The following is a 24,812-nucleotide window of genomic DNA, read 5'->3' as shown; positions in this document are numbered from 1 at the left end:
TCTACAGTTACTGTTCTTAAGACTTACATATAAGATTAATTATTTTTAACTCGCTTAATGTCAGTAACTAAAATAAACTTAACCGCCCTTATGATCATGATCATTAAATTTTAAACAAAAAAAAGCCTCTCAATAAAGAGAAGCTTATTTATATTTATTAGTGAAACTTTGCATGAGTTTAAATTGATTTTTTGCTCGAACTAAATTATGTTCTGGATATTTTATTTTATAATAGATGTCATTATTTAAATAATCGGTTAAAAACCTTAAACCCATAATAAATATCATAGTTTTTGCTCCCAAGGGGAGGTATTTTAATTCTACAGAAGATAGAGAAAGTTCCATTTTTTCTAAAAACCCTTTTTTGTAAGCTTTGTAATATTCAACATTAAATTCAATCAAATCTAAATTGGCCTCATCTTCGGCAGCTGAATTACAAATGGTTCTAATAGCATCACCAAAATCATAATGTACAATTCCGGGCATTACGGTATCAGTATCAATAACACAGATTCCTTTGTTGTCTTTAGAAAATAATGCATTAGATATTTTTGTGTCATTATGGGTTACTCTAAGTTTTATTTTACCAGACTCTTTTAGGTTTTGAAGAATATGCATTTCTTCCTTTAAATCGGTTACGATATTAATAGAATCGATTGCTTTAAAAAGTCGTTCTTTTGAAGCTGATTGTAACACGGATTGAAATTGATAATACCTAAAAGACATGTCATGAAATTTCGGAATGACTTCTATTAATTTTCCCGCATCAAAATCGCTTGTTAAGTTTAGAAACGCTCCAAATAATTTCCCGCCTTCATAAGCTAATTCTTCGTTTTTTACAATTTCATAGGTTATGCTCTCCTCTATAAAAACCATTACATTCCAGAAATCTACATTTTGTTTATGATAATATAAGCCTGTATTTTTTGCTTTTACAAAAGTGAGGTTTGTTTTAGTAAATTCTTCTTCAGAAACGTTTGAAAATTTACTCCTTATATGATTACTTATTAAAACTTTATTATTGACTAAACCAGCAACATCTTTAAATACATGATGATTTATTCTTTGTAGAATGTATTTATTACCTGAATCTGTATTGACAAAAAATGTATCGTTAATATGACCTGTGTTTAATTCTGAGTGGCTTAAATAGTTAGAGCCATGATTAAATGAATTAAAAATATATTTTATAGTTTCTTCTTTCATATTAGTTTCATAATCTTGTTGGATATTACTTTCCAAACTGCTTACTTAATTTTACAAATAATTCTTTAGAGCCATTCTCAACCGGAATTAAATAGAAAGAATAATTATGCGCAATAGCTCCTTTTACAAGATATTTTTCTTGTGGTTTTGAATACCAACTATCATCACCAGCAACACCTCGTTGCACTAAATCAATATTTAATTGCACTAAATCTTGTTCTTTAATATCTGTAGTATGTTTTGTTTTATTTACTTCCGGAATACCATCAATTTGATATTTTTCATTAACAGCTAAAGTACCGCCATAGTCAAGTCCAGTAGTCGTGTCGAAATCTTCGTTTGGCATATGTAACGCACCTATACCTAACCCATTACTAGTATCTTCTGAAACAACCATTAATCCGTTTCCGCTCTTATTTGTTAAAGAAACCCACCTTACTTCTGTTTTATATCCATTTTCTGAAGGGCGAATATAGGGCACATATTGATCTGAAACTGTAGAGGTATATAAATCCACAAAAGCAGAATGCTTTCTATCTTGATAATTTTCCCATGGGCCTCTTCCAAAGTAAGTCATTTCGTCATATTGCTTTGGTAATTGCATTCGCATACCAATTCTTGGTATATCTCCTTTATAATTAGTAATTCCTAATGTATTTTCAATGCGAACAACTCCATTCCCATTAATCGTATACACACTTGTAAATCCTGTGGCTACGCCTGGTAATTTATAAGTTACTTTTAATTCAACTTCGTTCCCAGATACTTGTCTTGATACAACATCTACAACTTCAGAAAACAAGGATGCTTTCTTCCATTCAATATTTTTAATTTGCATTTTACTTCCAAAATCATTGTCTGTAACTGCTCTCCAGAAATTTGGCTTAGGCCCTTTTCCGTCTTTCAATAATTCGTTATTTTTGAATTTGTAAGAAGTCAAACGCCCTTCTTCTTTGTTAAATACCAACTCTAAATCTGCATTTGAAACGATGGTATTTAAACCGGCTGTCTTTACAGATAGGTTGATACCGTTCTCTATACTTACAGATTCTTTCTTGTATTTAGCATCTAATTTTATTTGCTCATGAGCAACTTCGAATCCTTTAGGTAATAATCCCCAAGCGTTTTTAGTAGTTGCAGAAACCTCAACAAAATATTCTGTATTTGTTTGATAAGCAACATCTCCTAGCGGAATTCTAATTAATTTTCCCGTATGTGTTTCTACTGAAAGCGTCTCTATCGGAATTGTTTTTAACACCTTTCCATCTGCTTTTATAGTAGCAGTAATCTCAAAAATATTAAGGTCTGTAAAATCGTATAAGTTCTCTACTAAAATTCGAATTTCATCACTTTTATTTATTCCTTTTTCTTTAAAATTAATAAACTCATGTGCTTTTTTAACTTCATATAATGCGGGTTGCGGCTTACGGTCTGGAAAGACAATTCCATTATTCAAAAATGTACCATCTGAAGGCATATCTTTTCCATAATCTCCACCATAGGCATAATATCGTACGCCATTTTCGTCTGTTTTCCAAATAGACTGATCTACCCAATCCCAAATAAATCCACCTTGTAGGTTGTCATATTGTTCAATAACATCCCAATAATCTTGAAAATTTCCGGTACTATTCCCCATTGCATGTGCATATTCACTAGGTATAAATGGTCGGTCTGTTTTAGATTTTCCAATTTCTTCGAATACAGCAGGGGAAGGATATTGCGGTACAATTATATCTGTATTCCAATCCATGTCATATAAACTACCATCCTCATCTTTATAAGGTCTTTCGTATTGCACAGGTCTTTTTGATTTATCGTTTGCCTTTATAGCTTTGTATCCTGCATAAAAATTAACGCCATTTCCTGCCTCATTACCCATTGACCAAATAATCACAGATGGATGGTTTTTATCTCGCTCTACCATGCGCACCATTCTATCTACATGTGCCTTTTCCCAATTCTCTTTTTTTGCCAATGAATGTTCCCCATAATACATACCATGAGATTCAATATTTGCCTCATCAACTACATATATCCCGTAAATATCACACAATTCATAAAATCGTCGCCCTCTTGGATAGTGACTTAACCTAACCGCATTGATATTATTTTCTTTCCACAAACGAATGTCTTTCATGTCCATTTCTTCAGACACGACATGACCTGTTTCTGGATCTGCTTCTTGGGCATTAACACCTTTTAACGTAATTCTTTGACCATTAACTAAAAGAAGCCCGTTTTTAATTTCTACCGATCTAAATCCAATTTTAGAAGCTGTAGCCTCTATCATATTTCCTTTTTTGTCTTTCAACTCAATAACTAACGTATACAAATTTGGGTGCTCTGCACTCCATTGTTTTGCGTTTTCAATGGTTGCCTGAAAATTTAACTGACTTTCATTATTCCCAAGAACTGCCAATTCTAAAGATTCTGAAGCAATTATTTGATCACTATCGTCATATAATTTAAAGGCCACTTGCGCTTTTTTATTTTTTGAAAGGTGATTTTCAATAACAACATCTAAATCTAATATTCCATTTTTATAGGCTCCATCCAAATTTGAAACTACCTCGAAATCTTTTATTCTTAATTTAGGTTGCGCATATACATATACACTGCGTTCAATTCCGCTGATTCTCCAAAAATCTTGACATTCTAAATAAGAACCATCCGTCCATCTAAAAATTTGAATCGCAATGGTATTATTACCTGGTTTAGCAAATTGAGTTATATTAAATTCTGACGGTAATTTACTCCCTTGAGAATATCCTACATACGTACCATTAAGCCAAACAAAACCACCTGATTTCATTGCTCCAACATGAAGAAAAATCTCATTGCCATCCCAATCAGAATTTATATTAAAATCACGTCTATATGATCCTACAGGGTTATATGCTGACGGTAGTTTTCCTGGGTATTTAGGAACAGTTCTTACATAGCTTCCAGATGAATCTATAACAAATTCCATTTCATCTGTAACTGGTGCTTTATAATCTGCAAATTCATATTGGTGATTTGCATAAATAGGAATTCCGAAGCCTTCAACTTCCCAGTTTGAGGGAACTTTAATAGTATCCCAAGCACCTACATTTTCTAAAGGATTCATAAATGTAGTAGGTCTATCCTTTGGAGATCGCACCCATTTAAATTTCCAAGCTCCATCTAAACTTTGATAAAAGTTTGCATCCGTAGGCTTAAAACTTAAAGCATCTTCATTGGGAGCATACGTTGAAAATGAAGCATGTGCTTCTAATTTATTCTCACTAATTACCGCTTCGTTTTCAATATAATGTGAGATATCTTTTTCTTGGCTATACACTAAACCAGTTAAAAATATTGATACCCAAATCAATAATAATGTATTGCTATTTTTAAATTTAAGTTTCATATTTAAAATATTTGTACTCATCTAATATATGCCTACTTCTGCTAAATGTGTAAAAAACACATCTTCCCCAGAATTATCATCATAACCACTTCTAATTGTAACTTTAAAATACTGAATAGTTATTGGAGTTGTCAATTCTATTAATTGTTTTGCAGTACCATCTCCCAATGTAAAATCGCCAAGGTTTTCAAAATTTACACCATCTGTACTAGTTTCAATAGTAATATCTTTTGGTCTGCCATTATATTTGTCTTTTCTGTGCAAAAAGCTAAACCCTTTAATTATTTGATCTTCGTTTAAGTTAACATTAAAAGAGTGTGGATATCTTGGTTCTGCAGCAGACCAAGCCGAATGCCAATATGTTTCACTATTAATATCAATTGCATGTTTTGCATGCCCAGTATCCGAGCCTTCTCCTATAGTTTCTTCAGAAGAAGATTCAATAACCGTCCAGTTGTTGATTTTATATTCTATTATTTCAATCTTATCAATAATAAGATCCGTTTCATTTTTATTATTCTTAACAAAACCAATCCATGTATTACCAGATTTAGATCCAATAAAAGTAACTGAATATGTTTGTGTTTCTAACTGAGGTGCAATAATACTTTCTGATACTATTTCATTATTATCTCCTATAGCAAATGAATAATCATTTGATTCGGTTTGATATTTAAAAGTAAGGGTGTATTTTTTCCCTGCTTTAAAACGTATATTCTGCGGAATGGTTTGCACAACTAATCCTTTTACATCTTCATGTAATTTCAAAGACCATTTTCCCTCAATCACATCATCAATTTTTTTCCCATTCCAACCTTTTTGAGTGTAAGGAGAATGTAATTCAGCTAAATGAATCCTTGGATCATTCGATCCTCCGGCAGGACCTTTAACAAATGGAAAAATTCCTGAGGGTACCTGTTCGAAGTTTTCTTCAAAATAGAGGCTGTCTGCTTTTTTTGTTTGGGCAATAGCTTTTACTCTAATGTTATCAAACAACACTTTACCGCTTCCTTTATCTGCACTTAAAATTAATTCAACATCTTCATGGTGCTCTTCCACATCAAAATGCACATACATTCTTTGCATGTTTGTACCATGTTTACTATCGGCTGCGATATAGTTTTCCCATAAAGAGTTGATGGCATATTTTGATGTTGATGTATTTTTTGTTTTCACTTCTAAGGTTGCTTTTCTGTTTTGTGCATTTACATAAACAGAAGCATAATAATGTCCTTTAGGTAACCTTTTAAGTGTTTGACTTACACGAACCTTTTCTCCTTTATCTATGGACAATTCGTATTGTCCATTTTTATTTCTTTTAACTGAAGTATTTGTTCCATTTAGCTTCCAATTATTTAAATCTCCACTATTAAAGCCCATGTTTTTAACCAACGAACCTTCTCCCCAAACCATGGCGTCTTTTTCTTGTTTCTTTTTGAAGATCACATAGGGTGTTTTAGCTTTTGTTGAAAGTTCGACTTGATTATTTACTACAGAAACTTCTTCCTCATGTACCTTTCCTAAATCGGTTAATTGATATACATAAACAGTAGAACTGTTTTCCCACGAAGGAGGCAATTCCCAAGAAGAACTTCCCCCTGTATCATTCCAGTGATATAACTTTTCTTCAGTTTTAGGATTCCAAGGCAATACATACGTATTTCCTTTTAGTAATACCTTACCATTCTTTGTAATGATTCTTTTTCCTGAATCTGTCGATACTTTTACGCCATCAGCAAAAGTGATGCTTTTTTCTTCCCATTTTTCAATAGGAAAATGCTGTAAATATTTTGTAGGTAAGTTTATATCAAATGTGACCTCTATACAATCATCATAATTAATTCTTCCTTGCCAGCCTTCAAAATCTACCATTTCTGTACCGCCTAATAAAGGGTGTTTTGCAATCCAAGTATCTTTTTGGTGATTTCTAATGAAACGAACAATTTTACTATTGTATCCTTTGATCGTTTTACCTCCGTATTTATAATCTACTGCCCAATGATTCCAAACAGCATCGTATTCATGATCTTGGGGAAACTCTGTTGTATAATACAATCCTAAAGAATGAATTTCTCTTCCTAATTCTCTACTGTCCCAACTTCCTTTAGCATACCAAACATCGACATATAAAAAATCTAAAGCTGGCACTTGATCTTTCAATGACTTTATTCTTCGAAGTCTATTTCCTGAAACGCCATCATATCTTTTATCCATATAATAAGATTGATCTAACCAGTTCCAACCTTTTTTTGTTTTATCTATTAATGTTTCATTAAAAGCTTGTGCTTCTGGATACGACTCTGTTCCGTTGATATGCACGCCAATTGATGTATTGTATTTTTTAGCTGCATTCGCTAACACATTCATCTCTTCTGCGCCACCTTGTCTATGTCCAATGTCTGCATAGTCTGGATGTTTAGAATCATGCCCTTCAGAACCATATCCTTTCAAAATAACATATTGCCCCAGTCCGTCTGTATTTAGAAATATACGCTTGGTTTCCTCTAACGATTTTGTAAACGGATTGGTTGCTTGACTGCTAAAATTCATCGGAATTCTTTGCACAACCATGTTTGGAATTTTCTCTGAACCAATTAGCGTATTTAGAATGTCTCGATAAGCGATTGCTCCATCTTGCCAATCTACCAAATTGTCATTATTTACATCATTAGTAACCACAATTTTTAGTTCTGGCAAAGGACTTGGTTTTGTCATCCCTTTTGCTCGATAAACCCATGAACCACTCCATACTTTAGTCGTGGTTACACTACCCTGTTTTGTTGTTTGCTTTTGTAAACGGTTATTATCTGTCTTCTCTTCAACAGCATTAGACCAAATCGCTCCAGCAAGTTTCTTTGTATTTACAATTGCATATAAATACCCTTTTGCGATACTATCTACTGGTGTTTTTTTAGATGTTTCTTGAAAGACATCACCAGTTCCTTTAATAGCTGTAAACATTTTTGAACCCGAGAATTGTCCATTTTCATCAGTGCTTTTTACACTTAACAAACTATGATTAGGGAATTCAATGGTATGAACTTTAAAAACCCCATTTTCAGTTATTGTATCAAATTTTAATGACACTATATTTTTCTGAACCGAAATATGAAGTTTTAATTCTAAATCTAATTCTGTAATTGTAAGCGTATAAAGTATTTTATTTTTTTCTGTGTTAGAGCTAACTTTTGGAGCATAACTTTCACCATTGATAAGCAAAGTACTTAATTGGTTGTCATTAGCAGACAGGACTGCTCCGGATGTATTCCATTGATAGTTTACAATTCTAGGAAATGTTTCATCTACAGTTACACTTAACTGATTTGAATTCAATTGAGTTACTTTTTGTGCTAGTGTATTTAAAGAAATACAACAACATAAAACTGACGTATATAATAATCTCATTTGTTTTACTTATTTGGTTTTATTAATCTTTTATTACTCAAAATAGTGTGTTGATCCACTATATGTGTCCCTCTCGATAGCTTTACACTATATACAGAACAATCTTTTTCGAATGCTGCTCGAAACTTTTTAGAAACGTCTTTTTTGAATTTCTTAAACTCATCTTTTTTAATAAGATTAATGGTACAGCCACCAAAACCTCCTCCCATCATTCTTGAACCTAACACATGTAGATTTTCTTTTGCTCTATCAACAAGAAAGTCTAACTCATCACAACTCACCTTATAGTTTTTGCTTAAGCCTTCATGCGATTGATATAGCAAATCGCCTAATGCCTCGATGTTATCTTTTTTAATAGCTTCTGAAAACTGTTGTACCCGGTTATTTTCATTAATCACATACAATATTTTTCTATAGTCTTCATCTGTAATATCAGCCTTAATTCGGTCAAGGTCTTCTTTTGAAGCTTCTCTTAAGGCATCTATTTGTAACAAGCCTGAAACTCTTTCACATACTTCGCGTCTATCATTATAGGCACTTTCAGATAATTTGTGCTTTACATTACTATTAACAAGCATCAATTTATACTCCTTAAAATCTATTTGATAAGGTTGAGATTCAATCGTTCTACAGTCTAATAAAAGCGCACTATTTTTAACACCAAACATGCTAGCATACTGATCCATAATGCCACATTTTACACCTGCAAAATTGTGCTCGGCTTTTTGAGATACTAAAATCATTTCATGTTTAGACAATCCTAAATCGAACAATTCATTGAGTCCAAATACAAAACTATTCTCTAGTGCAGCAGAAGAAGACATACCGGCACCGACAGGAATATTGCCAGCAAAAACACTATTAAAGTTTCCAACGTGCTTACCAAACATTTGCAATTCCGCAACCACTCCTAGAACATAATTTCGCCATCCTCCATTTTCTAATGGTTTAATATTCTCAGCGTTAAACTCATAGTGTTCTTCCTTATTAAAAGCATAAACCTTACTTGTATTAGAGTCACTCTTACTTATAGCAAGTGCAATCCCTTTATTTATAGCAGCAGGAAACGCAAAGCCATCATTATAATCAGTATGCTCACCAATGAGATTGATTCTACCTGGTGAAAATATGATAAGAGGCCTTGTTTTATAATGCTCTTTAAAACCGCGTTTTACTACTTTAACTAATTTCTTATTCATGACAATTAAGCAAAATAAATATAAACTCCTAGTACAAGTAAACAGATGACGACACCAACATGTTTAGTGTATTTCCAAGGTGTAATATCTACTTGTTCCGTGTATTCTTGTACAAAAGGTTCTTTTCTTGGTTTTAATTTTCCAATAATTAGCATAATGGCTACGTTTAACACGAATAGAATTGCCATAATATCTAAGAAATGAGGATAAGCTTGGACCTCGACTAAAGCTAAAGCTGCTTCATCTGTTACTCCAGATGCTTTTGCTGATTCTAATGCTTTAGTTACGAAGTAAGGCTGCATAAAAAACTGACTAACTATATATAATAAACAGCCAGATACTAATCCGATTTTGGCCGCAATTGCCGGTACATGTTTGGTTAAATAACCGACAATAATAATAGAAAAAATTGGGATACTGTAGATACCATTAATCTCTTGAAGGTAGGCAAATAAACTTCCTGCATTTGCAATAAGTGGTGCAATAAACATAGAAGCAATCGCTAAAATAACACCAAAGGTTTTACCATATTTTACAATCGTTTTTTCATCTGCATCTTTATTAATGTGTTGTTTATAAACATCCATTCCAAAAAGTGTAACTGAACTATTTAAGACACTGTTAAATGAACTCAAAATAGCTCCAAACAATACCGCAGCAAAGAAGCCAACCCAAGCAGTTGGTAATACCTTTTTCACTAACATTGGATACGCGCTATCTGCACTTTCTAGATTTCCTTGAAATATATGATACGCAATAATACCAGGTAAAACAACGATTATTGGTCCTAGTATTTTTATAAATGAGGCTAATAATAATCCTTTTTGACCTTCCTTTAAATCTTTTGCACCAAGCGCTCTTTGGATAATCTGTTGGTTGGTTCCCCAATAAAATAATTGGACTAACATCATACCGGTAAAAATGGTATAAAATGGCACAGGATCAGTGGGTCCACCCATAGATTTAAACTTATCAGGGTTTTCGGTTGTCAATGTGGAAATACCATCCATAATACTTCCATCACCAATCATCATTAAACCAAAAATTGGAATTAAAATTCCTCCAATTAATAAGCCTACTGCATTAATAGAATCTGAAACTGCAACAGCTTTCAATCCACCAAAAACAGCATATATAGAACCAATAATTCCAATGCCCCAAACACAAATCCAAATCGACTGTGTATGTGTAACACCTAATAATTCAGGGATATCGAACATACCACTGATGGCTAAAGATCCTGAGTATAAAATCACAGGAAGCAGCACCACCACATAACCAGACAGGAATAAAACTGAGGTAAGTGTTTTTGTAGTAACATCAAATCGTTTTGCTAAAAATCCCGGTACTGTTGTTAAGCCTCCTTTTAAATACCTTGGCAATAAGAACATGGCTGTAACTACCATTGCAATTGCGGCTAAAGTTTCCCATACCATTACTGATAATCCACTTTGGTATGCAGCACCGTTGAGTCCAACAACTTGTTCGGTAGATAAGTTGGTCAACAATAATGATCCCGCAATAACACCAGCTGTTAAACTACGACCTCCTAAGAAGTAACCATCTGAGGAAGATTCTTCAGTATTTCTTGTTTTATAATAGGATATGATAGCTACTAAAGCTGTAAACCCAATGAATGTTAAGAATTGCATAGTTTATTGATTAGTTTGTTACTTTTTACTTTAGTGTTTAAGGTGTCAATCGCGATATCCCATTCTACCTTATAAACGTCATTTGGCTCTAGTGTTTGTAAACCTATTTTGTTATTAAAATTATTTGCAGCTCCTGTCATTGGCTCAATAGCAATAACCTTAGGTTGATCAGGAGTGAATAGGTGCAGAAAATTTTCTTTTGATGTCGATGTAAATTTGAAACCATATTCAGGTGTTAAAAATTCAACTTCATTTGTTTGTAGTGGATAACCATCGTCTAATTTCACTCCTTTTAATTGAAAAGGCATTTCAAGACCTAAGCTAGTCGTTCCTGAAATAATTTGTTGATGGTCAAATAAGTATTTTGAATTACTGTTAAAATCAATAGAACTGTAGTCTAAATCCTTACTATTAAAATAAGGATGCCATCCCAAAGTGAAAGGAAAAGGCCTTTTATCTTCATTTTTAATTTTAACAGATAAAGCAATTCCGCAGCTATTTAAGGTATAAGTTAATTCAATATTGAACTTAAACGGAAAGCCTTTATTTTTTCCTTCATCTTTATACTGTAAGGTTATTGAAGCATAATCTGATGTTAGCGTTTTATGAATACAAACAAATGCCTTGTTGTAAACTAATCCGTGTAATGCATTACTCTTACCTTTTTCATTACAATCTAGTATGTATTTTGAATCATTAAAAGTATAAGCCCCACCTTTAATTCTGTTCGCAAACGGAAATAAAACTGAAGACGCATAATTGTCTTGGTAGGCTGAAGGATGAAAATCTGCAAGAATTTGAATCTTTTCAAATACGAAGTCACTTAATCTTCCTCCTTGATTTAAACATATTACTGCTTTTGATGTAGCATCAGAACTAGCAAGCTCTATGAATTGTAACCCTTGTGTTTCTATTTCTTTTAATGCGTACAACCTTTATAATGATTTTCTAAGGATTAGACTATTTGGGTTTTCAACATTAACAAATTCATTATTCAAAATCATTTGCGCTAGTCGTGTACCCATAAGGTTAAAGTTGGTAGATATCGTTGTGATTCCGCCTTCAACAATTTCCTTTAAAAGGGTATCATTATATGAAATAATCCCAATGTCTTTGGCAAGTACTAGACGTTGTTCTCTAATACGCTTTATAATCCGTATTAAGTTTTTATCGTCTAAAAGAATGTATAATTCTCCTTTCGATAATTCTCTGTCATTTAAAGTATCAATGACTTCATTTTGGATACCGTTATGTGAGCAAAACAGGTGAAACCCATCTAAAATTCCTTTTGGCTGACGTTCTTCTTGATAGAGTAAAACTGCTTTTTGATATTTTTTAATTTGATTAAGTCCTGCATGTAAGCCTTCATAGATATTTTTCTTGAAGTTTTGGTGAATAGAAGGGTATTCCATTAACTCTAAAGGCATTTGATCCAATATATAAACTTTATCATTTGGAAGCCTATGTACTACATTTTCTGTGCCTATTAGATTGGCTGGCATAATAACATAATAACTATAATTACCTGCATTATCATTTATTAATTTATTAAAGACATCAAGGTTGAAATGATGGAAAAATATATCAACTCGCACATTATCACCCATCCCTGTTATAAAGGAATTGTATAAGTCTTCTTTAAAAGAATTGAACTCGTCAAACAGTAAAAATATTTTCTGATTAACATCTATATCTTCACTTATAACATAATAGCCTTTACCAACTATAGACTGAACAATTCCACGTGTCTTTAATTCGTTAAATGCTGTAAGTACAGTATCTCGAGATAAGGAATTCTGATTTTTTATACTATTTAAAGACGGTAATTTATCGCCTTTTTTTAGCGTACCATTAACGATTGCGTCTTCAATTGAAGCTACAATTTGTTTGTACTTAGGTATGCTAGATTTCTCTTTTATAGTTACAATTTCCACACTATAAATATATAATAAAATTCCACATAAACTAACTGGTAGGTACTAGTAGTTTTTATAGTAACAATACATCTTCGTCATAACAACGAAACGGCTATAGAATCAATATATAATGAAAACTAAAACCATTATAACCCGAAGGTATTGATATATTGGATCACACACAGCAATATAAATGATAAGAAATGATTAGTTCTTCATGGACTTGGCAACAAAACTTAAAAGAATAATTAGTGCATAAAAAAACCTCTCGTTTCCAAGAGGTTATTTCTAACTGTGCGGGCGGGGAGACTCGAACTCCCACGCCGTGAAGCACTAGATCCTAAGTCTAGCATGTCTACCAATTCCATCACGCCCGCAGACCTACCTTACAAGTCAAATATTTTGTAAAGCGAGTGCAAATATAAACAAGATTTATAATTTACAAGCAAAAGCATTCTAAAAATACTGCTTTTTATTACTTTTACAATTCTTCAAAAAATATATTCAATGAAAAGTGCAAAATCCTATATTGACGAAAATAAACAAAGGTTTATTGATGAATTAATTGAACTACTTAAAATACCTTCTATTAGTGCAGATTCTGCTTATAAAGCAGATCTAATACTCACTGCTGAAACTGTAAAAGATAGTTTACAAAAAGCAGGGTGTGATTCCGTAGAAATATGTGAAACTCCAGGATACCCAATCGTTTATGGTGAAAAAATTATAGATGCAAAATTACCTACAATTTTGGTATATGGACATTATGATGTACAACCACCAGATCCATTAGATTTATGGGACAGCCCTCCTTTTGAACCCGTAATAAAGAAAACCGAAATACATCCAGAAGGTGCTATTTTTGCTAGAGGTAGTTGCGATGATAAGGGTCAAATGTATATGCATGTAAAAGCATTAGAATATATGACTTCAACGGGACAATTACCCTGCAATGTGAAATTCATGATTGAAGGTGAAGAAGAAGTTGGAAGTGAAAGTTTGAGTTGGTTTGTTGAAAGAAACCACGAAAAATTAGCAAATGATGTGATCCTTATTAGTGATACTGGAATGATAGCACCCGATGTTCCTTCTATAACAACAGGACTTAGAGGGCTTAGTTATGTTGAAGTAGAAATTACCGGTCCTAACCGTGATTTACACAGTGGTTTATATGGAGGTGCAGTTGCAAATCCAATAAACATTTTAACAAAAATGATTGCTTCTTTACATGATGAAAATAATCATATTACCATTCCTGGTTTTTATGATAAAGTAGATGAACTTTCATTAGAGGAAAGAGCAAAGATGGCAGAAGCTCCATTTAGTAAGGAAGCTTATAAGAAATCAATAGATATTGATGATATCTATGGTGAAAAAGGATATACAACCAACGAACGTAATTCGATTAGACCAACCTTAGATGTCAATGGAATTTGGGGTGGATATATTGGAGAAGGCGCAAAAACAGTAATTGCAAGTAAAGCGTATGCCAAAATATCAATGCGTTTAGTACCCAACCAAAATTGGGAAGAAATTACTGATTTATTTATAAAACATTTTGAGAGTATTGCTCCTGTAGGAGTTCGTGCTAAGGTAACTCCTCATCATGGAGGTCAAGCTTATGTTACTCCAATTGATAGTTTAGGATATAAAGCTGCAGAAAAAGCATATGAAAGAACTTTTGGAAAAACACCAATTCCACAACGAAGTGGAGGTAGTATTCCTATTGTTGCATTGTTTGAAAAAGAACTAGAAAGTAAAACCATTTTAATGGGCTTCGGTTTAGATAGTGATGCTATACATTCACCCAATGAACATTTTGGAATATGGAATTACCTTAAAGGAATTGAAACCATTCCACAGTTTTACCATTATTTTACAGAAATGAGTAAATAAAACTGAAACAAAAAAGCCTCGAAATATCTTCGAGGCTTTTTTTGTACTATTATAATTACTTAAAGTTTCTTTACGTAGTCCGTAATAATAACTATTTGAGTAGGCCCTACTTTTCCTTCTATGAATTTTTCATTTTCATGATCTAAAGAAATTCGTCTTACTGCTGTTCCTTGTTTAGCAACCAAACTTGAACCTTTTACTTTAAGGTCTTTAATAAGTACAACACTATCTCCTGTTTGTAATACAACTCCATTTGCATCTCTGTGAACAATAGCATCTGTTTTATCTTCTGCATCTCCTTCAGCAGCTGCCCATTCTAATTGCTGTTCATCTAAATACATCATATCTAGTAAATCTTGAGACCATCCAAAAGTCTTTAATCTATGAAGCATTCTCCAAGACATAATTTGTACAGGTGCAGTAGAACTCCACATACTATCATTTAAACAACGCCAATGATTAGCATCTCTATTTTCTTCATCATCAAATTGTGAAACACATGTTTTACATCCCAAAATTGCAGTATCAACCTCATCTATATATTCTGGCGTCTTAGGAACCACATACATTTCTAGGTGTTCATTATGACCACAAAACTCACACTTCTCTCCTGCTCTCTTTTTAACTTCTCTTTCAAAACTCATATATTTCCTACAAAGACAGGAATCTTATACCCAACTTCGACTTTTATTAAATTAATTCTGCTAATGTAAAACATCTCTACAGAACTCATTCAATAGGAGGTTTTTTTATTATGGAATAGTAATTGTAATCGTTCATCTCGTAAATAAATTATTATTAAAATAAAAATATTAATGCTCTACGTTTGTAGAATTGAAATATTTGCTCTATGTTTGTAGAATCAATTCTAACATTGTAGCATATGAAATTATCAAACACGGAAGAACAGTTAATGCAAATTTTATGGAAGCAAGAAAAAGCTTTTATGAAAGATTTACTAGAGTCGTATGACGATCCTAAACCCGCTACAACTACAGTAGCAACTTTATTAAAGAGAATGATTAACAAAGGTTTTGTTAATTATACACAAATGGGAAATTCAAGACAGTATTTTCCATTAGTGAAAAAATCCGATTACTTTTCGAAGCACGTTAATGGCTTGATTAAAAACTTTTTTAACAATAGTGCTTCTCAATTTGCTTCCTTTTTTACTTCTGAAACTGACTTAACAAAAGTAGAATTAGAAGAATTGAAAACATTAATCGATTTAGAAATTAAAAAGAAGTAATCATGACTATATATCTTTTAAAATTTAGTGCTTGTTTAGCCATATTGATACTTTTTTATAAAATATTTTTAGAAAAGGAAAACTTTCATGTATTTAAGCGTTTCTACCTTATTAGTGCTGTAATTTCATCAATAGTAATACCTCTTATTACTTTTACTACCTACATTGAACCAGTTACATATATCAATCAACCTATAAGTAATCTGATTATAACTAATGAAAAAACATTCAATTTTATACCCCTCATTATTTTTTGTGTTTATGGAGTTGGTTTGATCTTATTTGGATATAAATTTATTAGAAATTTGTTTCAGATTGGCAATAGAATAAAAAGAAACACAAAAATAAAAACAGAAGATTTTACAGGTGTTTTACTAAAGGAACCTGTAGTACCTCATACTTTTTTCAGTTTTATTTTCTTCAATAAAAATAAGTTTGAAAAGCAGCTTATACCAGAAGAAGTAATCCTTCATGAAAGAACACATGCAAAACAAAAACATTCATTAGATGTTCTATTTATAGAGTTGTTTCAAGTTGTCTTATGGTTTAATCCATTAATTTATATCATAAAACATTCGATTAAGTTAAATCATGAATTTCTTGCAGATGAAGCGGTTTTAAAAAACGGCACGTCCTTATCAAATTATCAAAAAATACTTTTAACATTCTCATCAAATGCAAATCATAGTCCATTGACAAATGCCATTAATTATTCATTCATCAAAAAACGTTTTACAGTTATGAAAACACACACATCAAAAAAATCATTTTGGATAAAATGCCTCTTAATTTTACCCTTAGTTTCTTTATTACTTTTCAGTTTTAGCAGCCAAGAAGAAGTTGAAAAAGAGAATACTTTAATTGAATCAATAACAATACAAGAAGATGCTACAAAAAAACAGATAGTAGAGTACAATACATTAGCGAAAAAATATAATTTTCAAAATGGAGAAAGAATTATTATCAAGAAAAAAGAACTTGAAAGGTTAAATTACTTATATGATTTAATGAGTAAATCTCAAAAAAAATCTGCTGAACCTTTTCCAAATTTCCCACCTCCGCCTCCATCACCAAAAGTTATTAAAGGTTTAAATGATACTGATTCTAGTATTCCACCTCCACCTGCTCCAAAAGTAATAAAAGGTGTGAATGACACAGATTCTAGTATCCCACCACCGCCACCAATTCCTAACATGAAAGATTTGGCAAAACAAGGTGCCACATTTTATTATAATGGAAAGAAGATATCCAGCGAAAAAGCCAACCAACTTTATAAAAAAAATAAAAAACTTAATGTTCAGGTGAGTAAAACCAACACTCGTAATCCCGTGGTGAAGCTTTCTGAAAAACCTATTCAATTAAAAAAATCTTCAGCTTCATCTCCAACATCTAACCAAACCAGTTCACTACAAACAACAGATTCAACATCCGAATTCGTTACACTTTCAAAAGATGGGGCACGTTTCTTTTTATTTGATGGAGGGCCACATTTTAAAGAAAAAGGGATGGAAGTAACCTTAGAGAAAGCTTTAGAAATTCTAAAAAATGTTAATGGTTTAACTATCAATATTAAAGACGACTATATTTATACTATTGTTGAATTAAGAATGGAAGGTTGCTAAACTTTTTCTTTTAAAAATCTTAATTAACCTATAAAATGCCTAGAAGGATATCCTTTTAGGCATTTTTGTTTTTTCCTTTTAAATTTCTTGTAACAAACTAAAGGTTTTTGCGTTATATATATTCATCAATCAAAAATCAAACCTATGTTAAAACGTTTTTTTATATTCTGTTCTGGAGCAGATACTGATATTCTAGATCAATGCTCTGCTGGAGAACAAACTAAGTATGCCGGTATTGGAGCCACTGTATTTTTCACAGCAGTCATGGCCTTTATTGCTTCAGCATATGCTTTATATACAGTATTCGATTCATATCCTTCAGCTATATTTTTTGGTTTTATTTGGGGATTACTTATATTTAACCTCGATCGTTTTATTGTTTCAACCATTAAAAAGAGAGATAATTTTTTTGATGAATTTTTACAAGCATCTCCAAGGCTTTTATTAGCAGTAATTATAGCAATTGTTATTGCTAAACCACTTGAACTAAAAATATTTGAGAAAGAAATCAATCAAGTATTGTTAGTCGAAAAAAATGAAATGACATTGACAAACAAAGATCAATTAGCACTTCAATATACACCTCAACTTACTGCTTTAACTTCAGAAATAGAAACCTTAAAAAAAGAGACTACAGATAAAGAAACCGAAGTAAATGCACTTTACGACACCTATATATCTGAAGCAGAAGGAAGAACTGGCACAGAATTACTTGGAAAAGGCCCTGTATATCAAGAAAAAAGAGATAAGCACGATGCCGAATTAGTAGCTCTTAATGAATTAAGAAAAACAAATAGTGATAAAATTATTACTATAGAATCTTCTATGAATTCACTTTCACAAGAATATCAAGCTAAAGTTGCTGAAACTCAACCAGTAATTGATGGGTTTGATGGATTAATGGCAAGAGTTAATGCATTAAATAAATTACCCTGGCTGCCTTCATTGTTTATCTTCCTATTGTTTCTAGCCATTGAAACTTCACCAATTTTAGCGAAATTATTATCTCCAAAAGGAGTCTATGATATTAAATTAGAAGAAGAAGAGAATACAGTAAAAACTTGGAATCAACAACAAGCTCAACAAAGAGCTGTAATGTTAGAAACAGATACTAAAGTAAATAATAGAGTGTATGCAGATATCGCTGAAGAAGAAGAATTATACGATTATAAAAGAAAAAAAGCGCGCGAATTAATGGAACATCAAGCAGATGCATTTTATAAAAAACAAAAAAGAATAATAGGTTAGAAGCCTACTAATTAAAAGCTGACCCTTTGTTACTACAAAGGGTTTTTTTAGGTCTAAAATTAAATTAAGACTAGTTTACCAATTTATATTAAATATGACAAAAGTCATATATTATGTGTTTCACTGCATTAGCTTTTAATATTGCACTTTCACATGAAAATAAGATTAAAGGGTTTGGATATGCAATTTTACTATGGTTGTTTATGGATATGATGTAAGATGGTATATTTTTAATTTCATTAGTTGCTTTTGAAGAGTACCCTTTAGATAAGTTCTCTTTAATTGCAACGATGTTTAATCCTATTGATTTATTTAGGTTTAGTCTTACATGAATCTAAAGAGATTCCTCTAATAAATAAAACTATAAATTATCTAATATTCATACTTTAGTATCAATTACCTGCTAATTTTATATAATATGTAAAGAAATAAATTATTTTTAGCTAATGGAAAATATTCTTCAATTAAAAAATTCATTTATTGAAAAATGTTTCGGTTTTACTGAACTAATTGAGAAATTAAAAAAAGGACTAATACTAAGATGAAAAAACTAATTTTTATACTATCCCTTATAGTGGTGTTTGGTTGTAATAATGAAACTGAATTTTCTCCAGAAATCTCATATTTAGATTTCAGTAAGAATATTTTAGACTATCGAATAACACCAAAAGACTCAATCGATAAATCTGGTTTAATGTTTTCAGATCAAGGTGCTTGGTTTGCCTATAGTTTACCAAAGACTGAATATAATATTATTGGCTTTTCGGGCCCTTTTTTAATGACTCAAGATAATGGTGTTTGGAGTAGTCCAATGTTATCCGGACTTTTTATTACAACAGGGAATCATCATGACTATTTATTTGATTTAAAAAAAGACACAATTATTAAGAATAGCTATTCTAGTCATTTAGAGCAAATAATTAAAAATGATAAATTAGAACTTAAGCAAGAACTTGTATTTTTATCAGGTCATACAGCTTTACAAAAAATAAAAATTACCAATATTACAGAACATCCAATTCGAATTAATTCAAATATTCAAGGTGGAGTCTCCGATATTGGAATCACTTTCTCAATCGAAGATGATGTAATCAAATTAACTTCCAAAAATTCTAAAGCAATTGGTTACATTCAAACATCGAACAAAGTAAGTAGAAAAGATATCGTAGATGAAGATCAATTTCATGCTATACTATTTGATACTTTCCACCTTGAACCTAAACAATCCAAAGAGATTATCTTTTCCCAAACTTTTATCTTTCCTGAATATTCTTGGGAAGAAGAAAAAGCTCTTATTAAAAATTCAAATTTTGATTCAATTTTATCTGCAAGAAAGTCTGAAAAGAATTCAGAATTACAATCTTTAATTTCAGCAAAAAAAGACAAATTTCAAGAAGACAAATATTCAGAAGTTCTAGCCAAAGCACATCTTACACTCCAAAATAATTGGAGAATCCCAGCTGGAGAAATCAAACACGAAGGATTATTTCCAAGCTATCATTACAAATGGTTCAATGGATTTTGGTCATGGGATTCATGGAAGCATGCCGTTGGTTTATCTTATTATAATACTGAATTAGCAAAAAAGCAAGTCAAACTAATGTTCGAATTTCAAAATGAAGATGGTTTTGTAGCAGATTGTGTTTTTAGAGATACTTTAGTAGAAAAACATAATTACCGAGATACGAAACCACCTCTTTCAGCTTGGGCCGTTGCAAAAATATTTGAAAAAGATAAAGACCTAGATTTTGTAAAATTCATGTATCCAAAATTGAAATCATATCATGAATGGTGGTATAAAAAAAGAGATCATGACCAAGATGGTTTGTGCGAGTATGGATCAACCGACGGTAGTTTAATAGCTGCAAAATGGGAAAGTGGTATGGACAATGCCATTCGATTTGACAATTCTAAAATTCTTAAAAATGAAGAAGGAGCGTATTCTTTAGATCAAGAAAGTGTCGATTTAAACGCCTATCTCTATGCTGAAAAACGATACCTTTCTACCTTAGCAAAAGCACTTCAACATAATGAGGAAGCTACCCGATTTGAAAATGAAGCAAAAGTTTTAAAAGGTCGTATTCAAAGTCAATTTTACGATGCAACAGACGGCTGGTTTTACGACACTAATCTTGAAGGAAATATATTTATTAAAGGAGAAGGAAGTGAAGGATGGACAGCGCTTTGGGCAAATACAGCTACACAAAAACAAGCAGAAGCTGTTAAAAACAACATGATGAATCCAACTAAATTTTATACCAAAGTCCCTTTTCAAACCATGAGTGCTGATCATGAAAAATTCAATCCTTTAAAAGGATATTGGAGAGGTCCCAATTGGTTAGATCAAGCTTATTTTGGAGTAAAAGGATTGCGGAATTATGGTTTTAATGAAGATGCTGATAACGCTACCATTCAAATTATAAAAGGTGCAGAAGGTGTTTTAGGGAAAGGGAAATCTATTAGAGAAAATTACCATCCTATCACAGGTGAAGGTTTAAATGCACAAAATTTTAGTTGGAGTGCTGCTCATATTATAATGCTTTTAATAAAAGAATAAATGGATTACAATACAATCAAAATAAGACCAGAACAAGCCGAAAAAATTCTTTTTGAGCTTTATGGCATTAAAGGAAATGCTTCCTCCTTACCTGGTTATGTTGATTTTAATTTTAGAATAAAAATAGACAATGAAGAAGGTTATATTCTGAAAATATCGCGCCCAGAAGAGAATAAAAAATACGTTGATTATCAGCAACAATTATTGCAATCTATTAATGCAAGTGAAAAAAATCTTATTGCTCCAAAAGTAATTACAGATAAAAACAATGATGTAATTTCTGAAATTATTGATGACTTTGGAAAAAAGCGCTATGTGAGATTGTTAACTTGGGTCTCTGGAAGGGTTTGGAGTTCTGCAAATCCACAATTAGAAGATTTTCGTTTTAGTTTAGGAGAACAATGTGGGCTTTTAACAAAAGCACTTCAAAATTTTGATCATCCAGAAGCACATTACACTTTTGAATGGGATATTGCACAATGCCTTTGGACCAAAGAACAACTTCACTTATTTACAGGTCAAGAGAAAGAAATTATAACTTATTTTCAAAAAGAATTTGAAGCCACGCATACCTCCTATCAAAGACTCAGAAAAAGCGTCGTTCATAATGACCCAAATGACAATAATATTATTATTTCTTCCAATTTAATACACCCTAAAGCAATTGCTGCTATAGATTATGGAGATGCCATTTACACTCAAGTTATTAATGATGTAGCAATACTTTGTGCATATGGTACTATGGGGCATCATGAATCTTTAAATGCATCACTTGCTTTTGTAAAAGGATATCATTCAAAATTTCCATTAGAGCAAGAAGAATTATCACATTTATATAATGCCATTGCTATGAGATTGGTGATTATAGTTACTAGAGGTGCAATGAGTAAAATTGAAGAACCAGACAATGAATATTTATGGCTTAGTGAAAAACCTGCTTGGAAAGTATTAGAAAAATGGCATCAAATCTCTCCAGAATTTGCCCATTATAGTTTTAGAAAGGCTTGTGGATTTAATGCGCATCCAAATGAACAGAAGTTTAACGATTGGGCTTCAAATCAAACGTTTCAATTATCTGAATTATTTCCAAGCATTCAAAAAGATAAGGTTTCATTATTAGATTTAAGTGTTTCAAGTAAATGGATCGGACATCAAAACGATTTTAATGATTTAGAGTTATTTCAATTTAAAATAGATCAACTTCAGAAAACAATTCCGAATAAATTAATTGCTGGAGGCTATTTAGAACCAAGGCCTTTATATACTTCAACAGCCTATGATAGGATTGGAAATTCTGGAAAAGAATCTAGAAGTATTCATTTAGGAATCGACTTTTGGTTAGCTCAACAAACTCCTGTTCATGCTATTTTGGACGGCACAGTACTAATCGCTGTAAATGATGAAGGCGATAAAGAATATGGAGGATTGGTAGTATTACAACATACAACCGAAGCATTCAATTTCTATACATTATATGGTCATTTAAGCATCGAAAGTGCTACCAAAAATAAGGTCGGTGATACTATAAAAAAAGGTTCACTTATTGGACGTTTAGGGAACTATCCTGAAAACGGAAATTGGGCACCTCACCTTCACTTTCAAGTGATGTTATCTATGTTAGATTATAAGATAGATTATCCAGGAGTCGCCTATGTTTCAGAAATAGAAGTTTGGAAAAGTGTCTGTCCAGACCCCAACACATTATTTCAATTAGAATCACTTCAGAATAAAAATAAAACAAACCATGATAAGCTGATTAAGTACCGCAAAAAACACCTTGGAAAAAGTTTAAGTCTACAATACGATGTTCCTATTGAAATGGTTCGTGGTGCTGATCAATATTTAATGGATTCCTTCGGAAGAAAATATTTAGATACTGTAAACAATGTCGCTCATGTGGGTCATGAAAATTATGAAGTTGTGAAAGCGGGTCAAGAACAAATGGCGATTATTAATACGAATTCTCGCTATTTACATAAAAACATTAATGCGCTAGCTAAGGAACTCATAGAAACTTTACCACCCGAATTAAATGTACTGCATTTTGTCAATTCAGGAAGTGAAGCAAACGAACTTGCCATTAGAATGGTAAAGGCATACAATGGTGAAAAAGACATTATTGCTTCTGAAGTAGGTTACCATGGAAATACGAATATGTGTATTGATATAAGTTCGTATAAATTTGACGGAAAAGGAGGTCAAGGTGCTCCAGAACATACTCACATTTTTCCTTTACCTGATGCTTTCAGAGGAAAATATAGAGGAGATAATACGGGTGAAGCCTATGCAGAAGAAGTGCAAAAACAGATTGAAATTATTCAGAAAAAAGGAAGAAATGTTGGAGCATTTATTATCGAACCCATTATTAGTTGTGGTGGACAAATAGAATTACCTAAAGGCTTCTTAAACAAAGCCTATCAATTAGTAAGAGAGGCTGGAGGTATTTGTATTTCAGATGAAGTGCAAACTGGATGTGGACGTATGGGGAAAACATTTTGGGGATTTCAATTGCATGATGTTGTACCAGATATTGTTACCATAGGAAAACCTCTAGGAAACGGACATCCTATCGCTGCGGTTGCTTGTACACAAGAAGTTGCTGATACATTTGCTAATGGCATGGAGTACTTTAACACCTTTGGCGGAAATCCTGTTTCTTGTGCCATTGCTACCGAAGTAATTCGAACTGTAAAACGTGACAGATTACAAGAAAACGCTTTAAAAGTTGGCGAGTTTTTAAAGACTGAATTAAAACTTCTTTCTAAAGAATTTCCAATTATAGGAGACGTTCGGGGTCAAGGTTTATTTCTTGGTATTGAATTGGTAGATGCGCAATTAAATCCATTAGCGGCTCAAACCGATTATCTAGCAAACCGAATGAAAGATCATGGTGTTTTAATGAGCACCGATGGTCCTGATCATAATGTTTTAAAAATTAAACCACCTCTTGTATTTACAAAAGAGAATGCCGAAGAACTAATGTACTATTTGCGCAAAATTTTAGCTGAAAATTTTATTAAAACATTTTAATCATGAAAAAATTTCTCTTATTCCTTTGTTTAGTTTCCTTTACTTTAGGGTTTTCACAAACTACAGAAAAAGAAGACAAAGAAGCCATTCTTTCCGTTATGACACTGCAAGAAAAAGCTTGGTCTAATAATGACTTGGACGGTTTTATGCAAGGCTATTGGAAAAGTGACTCTTTAAAGTTTTTTGGTAGTAGTGGTCTTACTAAAGGTTGGCAACAAACATTAGATAATTATAAAAAAGGCTATCCAACCAAAGAGCATTCTGGTACTTTAAATTTTACCATAAAAGATATTTCTAAAATTGATGAAGGCAGTTATTGGGTGATGGGAGAATATTATTTAAAAAGAAGTGTTGGAGATGCCAATGGTGTATTTTTAATCATCTTTAAAAAGATTGATGGCGAATGGAAAATCGTCGCGGATATGTCTTGCTAGCGTA

Annotated in this window: 15 protein-coding genes, 1 tRNA gene and 1 pseudogene; 8 read left to right on the top strand and 9 right to left on the bottom strand. The window is 32.1% G+C overall.

Annotated elements, in window-relative coordinates; genetic code table 11:
- Positions 1–144: 144 nt before the first annotated feature.
- From ABXT64_RS07355 to ABXT64_RS07320, 8 genes are all read right to left on the bottom strand, one after another.
- A complete protein-coding gene (locus tag ABXT64_RS07355; protein ID WP_443632285.1) occupies positions 145–1,242 on the bottom strand; it encodes a phosphotransferase enzyme family protein in 1,098 nt (365 codons plus the stop codon).
- On the bottom strand, positions 1,232–4,600 hold the full coding sequence (locus tag ABXT64_RS07350; RefSeq protein WP_443632284.1) for a glycoside hydrolase family 2 TIM barrel-domain containing protein: 3,369 nt from the start codon (positions 4,598–4,600) through the stop codon (positions 1,232–1,234). The genes ABXT64_RS07355 and ABXT64_RS07350 overlap by 11 nt, the downstream gene beginning before the upstream one ends.
- A gap of 21 nt (positions 4,601–4,621) precedes the next feature.
- Complete coding sequence (locus ABXT64_RS07345) at positions 4,622–8,005, bottom strand: endo-alpha-N-acetylgalactosaminidase family protein (RefSeq protein ID WP_443632283.1); 3,384 nt, start codon at positions 8,003–8,005, stop codon at positions 4,622–4,624.
- A 5-nt stretch (positions 8,006–8,010) separates the two neighbouring features.
- Positions 8,011–9,204, bottom strand: a complete 1,194-nt coding sequence (galK, locus tag ABXT64_RS07340; protein ID WP_443632282.1) for a galactokinase — start codon at positions 9,202–9,204, stop codon at positions 8,011–8,013.
- A gap of 5 nt (positions 9,205–9,209) precedes the next feature.
- Positions 9,210–10,856 carry a solute:sodium symporter family transporter gene (locus ABXT64_RS07335; protein ID WP_443632281.1) on the bottom strand — a complete coding sequence of 549 codons (1,647 nt, stop codon included), beginning with the start codon at positions 10,854–10,856 and terminating at the stop codon, positions 9,210–9,212.
- The gene (locus tag ABXT64_RS07330; RefSeq protein WP_443632280.1) at positions 10,844–11,788 is read right to left on the bottom strand and encodes an aldose 1-epimerase; all 945 of its coding nucleotides are present in this window, start codon (positions 11,786–11,788) and stop codon (positions 10,844–10,846) included. The genes ABXT64_RS07335 and ABXT64_RS07330 overlap by 13 nt, the downstream gene beginning before the upstream one ends.
- A gap of 3 nt (positions 11,789–11,791) precedes the next feature.
- Entirely contained in the window at positions 11,792–12,790 is a 999-nt protein-coding gene (locus ABXT64_RS07325; protein WP_443632279.1) for a GntR family transcriptional regulator, read from the bottom strand.
- 277 nt (positions 12,791–13,067) lie between these two features.
- Positions 13,068–13,149, bottom strand: a tRNA-Leu gene (locus tag ABXT64_RS07320).
- A gap of 130 nt (positions 13,150–13,279) precedes the next feature.
- On the opposite strand from ABXT64_RS07320, the gene ABXT64_RS07315 reads away from it, so the two are divergent.
- The gene (locus ABXT64_RS07315) at positions 13,280–14,668 is read left to right on the top strand and encodes a dipeptidase (RefSeq protein WP_443632278.1); all 1,389 of its coding nucleotides are present in this window, start codon (positions 13,280–13,282) and stop codon (positions 14,666–14,668) included.
- Positions 14,669–14,727: 59 nt separating this feature from the next.
- On the opposite strand, the gene ABXT64_RS07310 is transcribed toward ABXT64_RS07315, so the two are convergent.
- Positions 14,728–15,312, bottom strand: coding sequence for a PhnA domain-containing protein (locus tag ABXT64_RS07310; RefSeq protein ID WP_443632277.1), 585 nt, complete (start codon positions 15,310–15,312; stop codon positions 14,728–14,730).
- Between the two features lie 239 nt (positions 15,313–15,551).
- Here ABXT64_RS07310 and ABXT64_RS07305 point away from each other — a divergent pair, with 239 nt between their 5' ends.
- From ABXT64_RS07305 to ABXT64_RS07275, 7 genes and pseudogenes are all read left to right on the top strand, one after another.
- Positions 15,552–15,917: a BlaI/MecI/CopY family transcriptional regulator gene (locus ABXT64_RS07305; RefSeq protein ID WP_443632276.1), complete on the top strand. Its 366-nt coding sequence runs from the start codon at positions 15,552–15,554 to the stop codon at positions 15,915–15,917.
- Positions 15,918–15,919: 2 nt separating this feature from the next.
- A complete protein-coding gene (locus tag ABXT64_RS07300; RefSeq protein ID WP_443632275.1) occupies positions 15,920–17,539 on the top strand; it encodes a M56 family metallopeptidase in 1,620 nt (539 codons plus the stop codon).
- Positions 17,540–17,683: 144 nt separating this feature from the next.
- Complete coding sequence (locus ABXT64_RS07295; RefSeq protein WP_443632274.1) at positions 17,684–18,787, top strand: DUF4407 domain-containing protein; 1,104 nt, start codon at positions 17,684–17,686, stop codon at positions 18,785–18,787.
- 119 nt (positions 18,788–18,906) lie between these two features.
- A pseudogene (locus ABXT64_RS07290) lies at positions 18,907–19,104 on the top strand (ABC transporter permease); the annotation flags it as partial.
- 224 nt (positions 19,105–19,328) lie between these two features.
- Positions 19,329–21,344 (top strand): MGH1-like glycoside hydrolase domain-containing protein, encoded by a 2,016-nt coding sequence (locus ABXT64_RS07285; RefSeq protein WP_443632273.1) that lies wholly within the window; start codon positions 19,329–19,331, stop codon positions 21,342–21,344.
- Entirely contained in the window at positions 21,345–24,374 is a 3,030-nt protein-coding gene (locus ABXT64_RS07280) for an aminotransferase class III-fold pyridoxal phosphate-dependent enzyme (protein WP_443632272.1), read from the top strand.
- 2 nt (positions 24,375–24,376) lie between these two features.
- Positions 24,377–24,808 carry a YybH family protein gene (locus tag ABXT64_RS07275; protein WP_443632271.1) on the top strand — a complete coding sequence of 144 codons (432 nt, stop codon included), beginning with the start codon at positions 24,377–24,379 and terminating at the stop codon, positions 24,806–24,808.
- Positions 24,809–24,812 lie beyond the last annotated feature (4 nt).

The sequence above is a fragment of the Candidatus Marifrigoribacter sp. Uisw_064 genome (assembly GCF_047730175.1).
Lineage (GTDB): Bacteria > Bacteroidota > Bacteroidia > Flavobacteriales > Flavobacteriaceae > Marifrigoribacter.
This window is presented reverse-complemented; position numbering and strand designations above follow the sequence as displayed.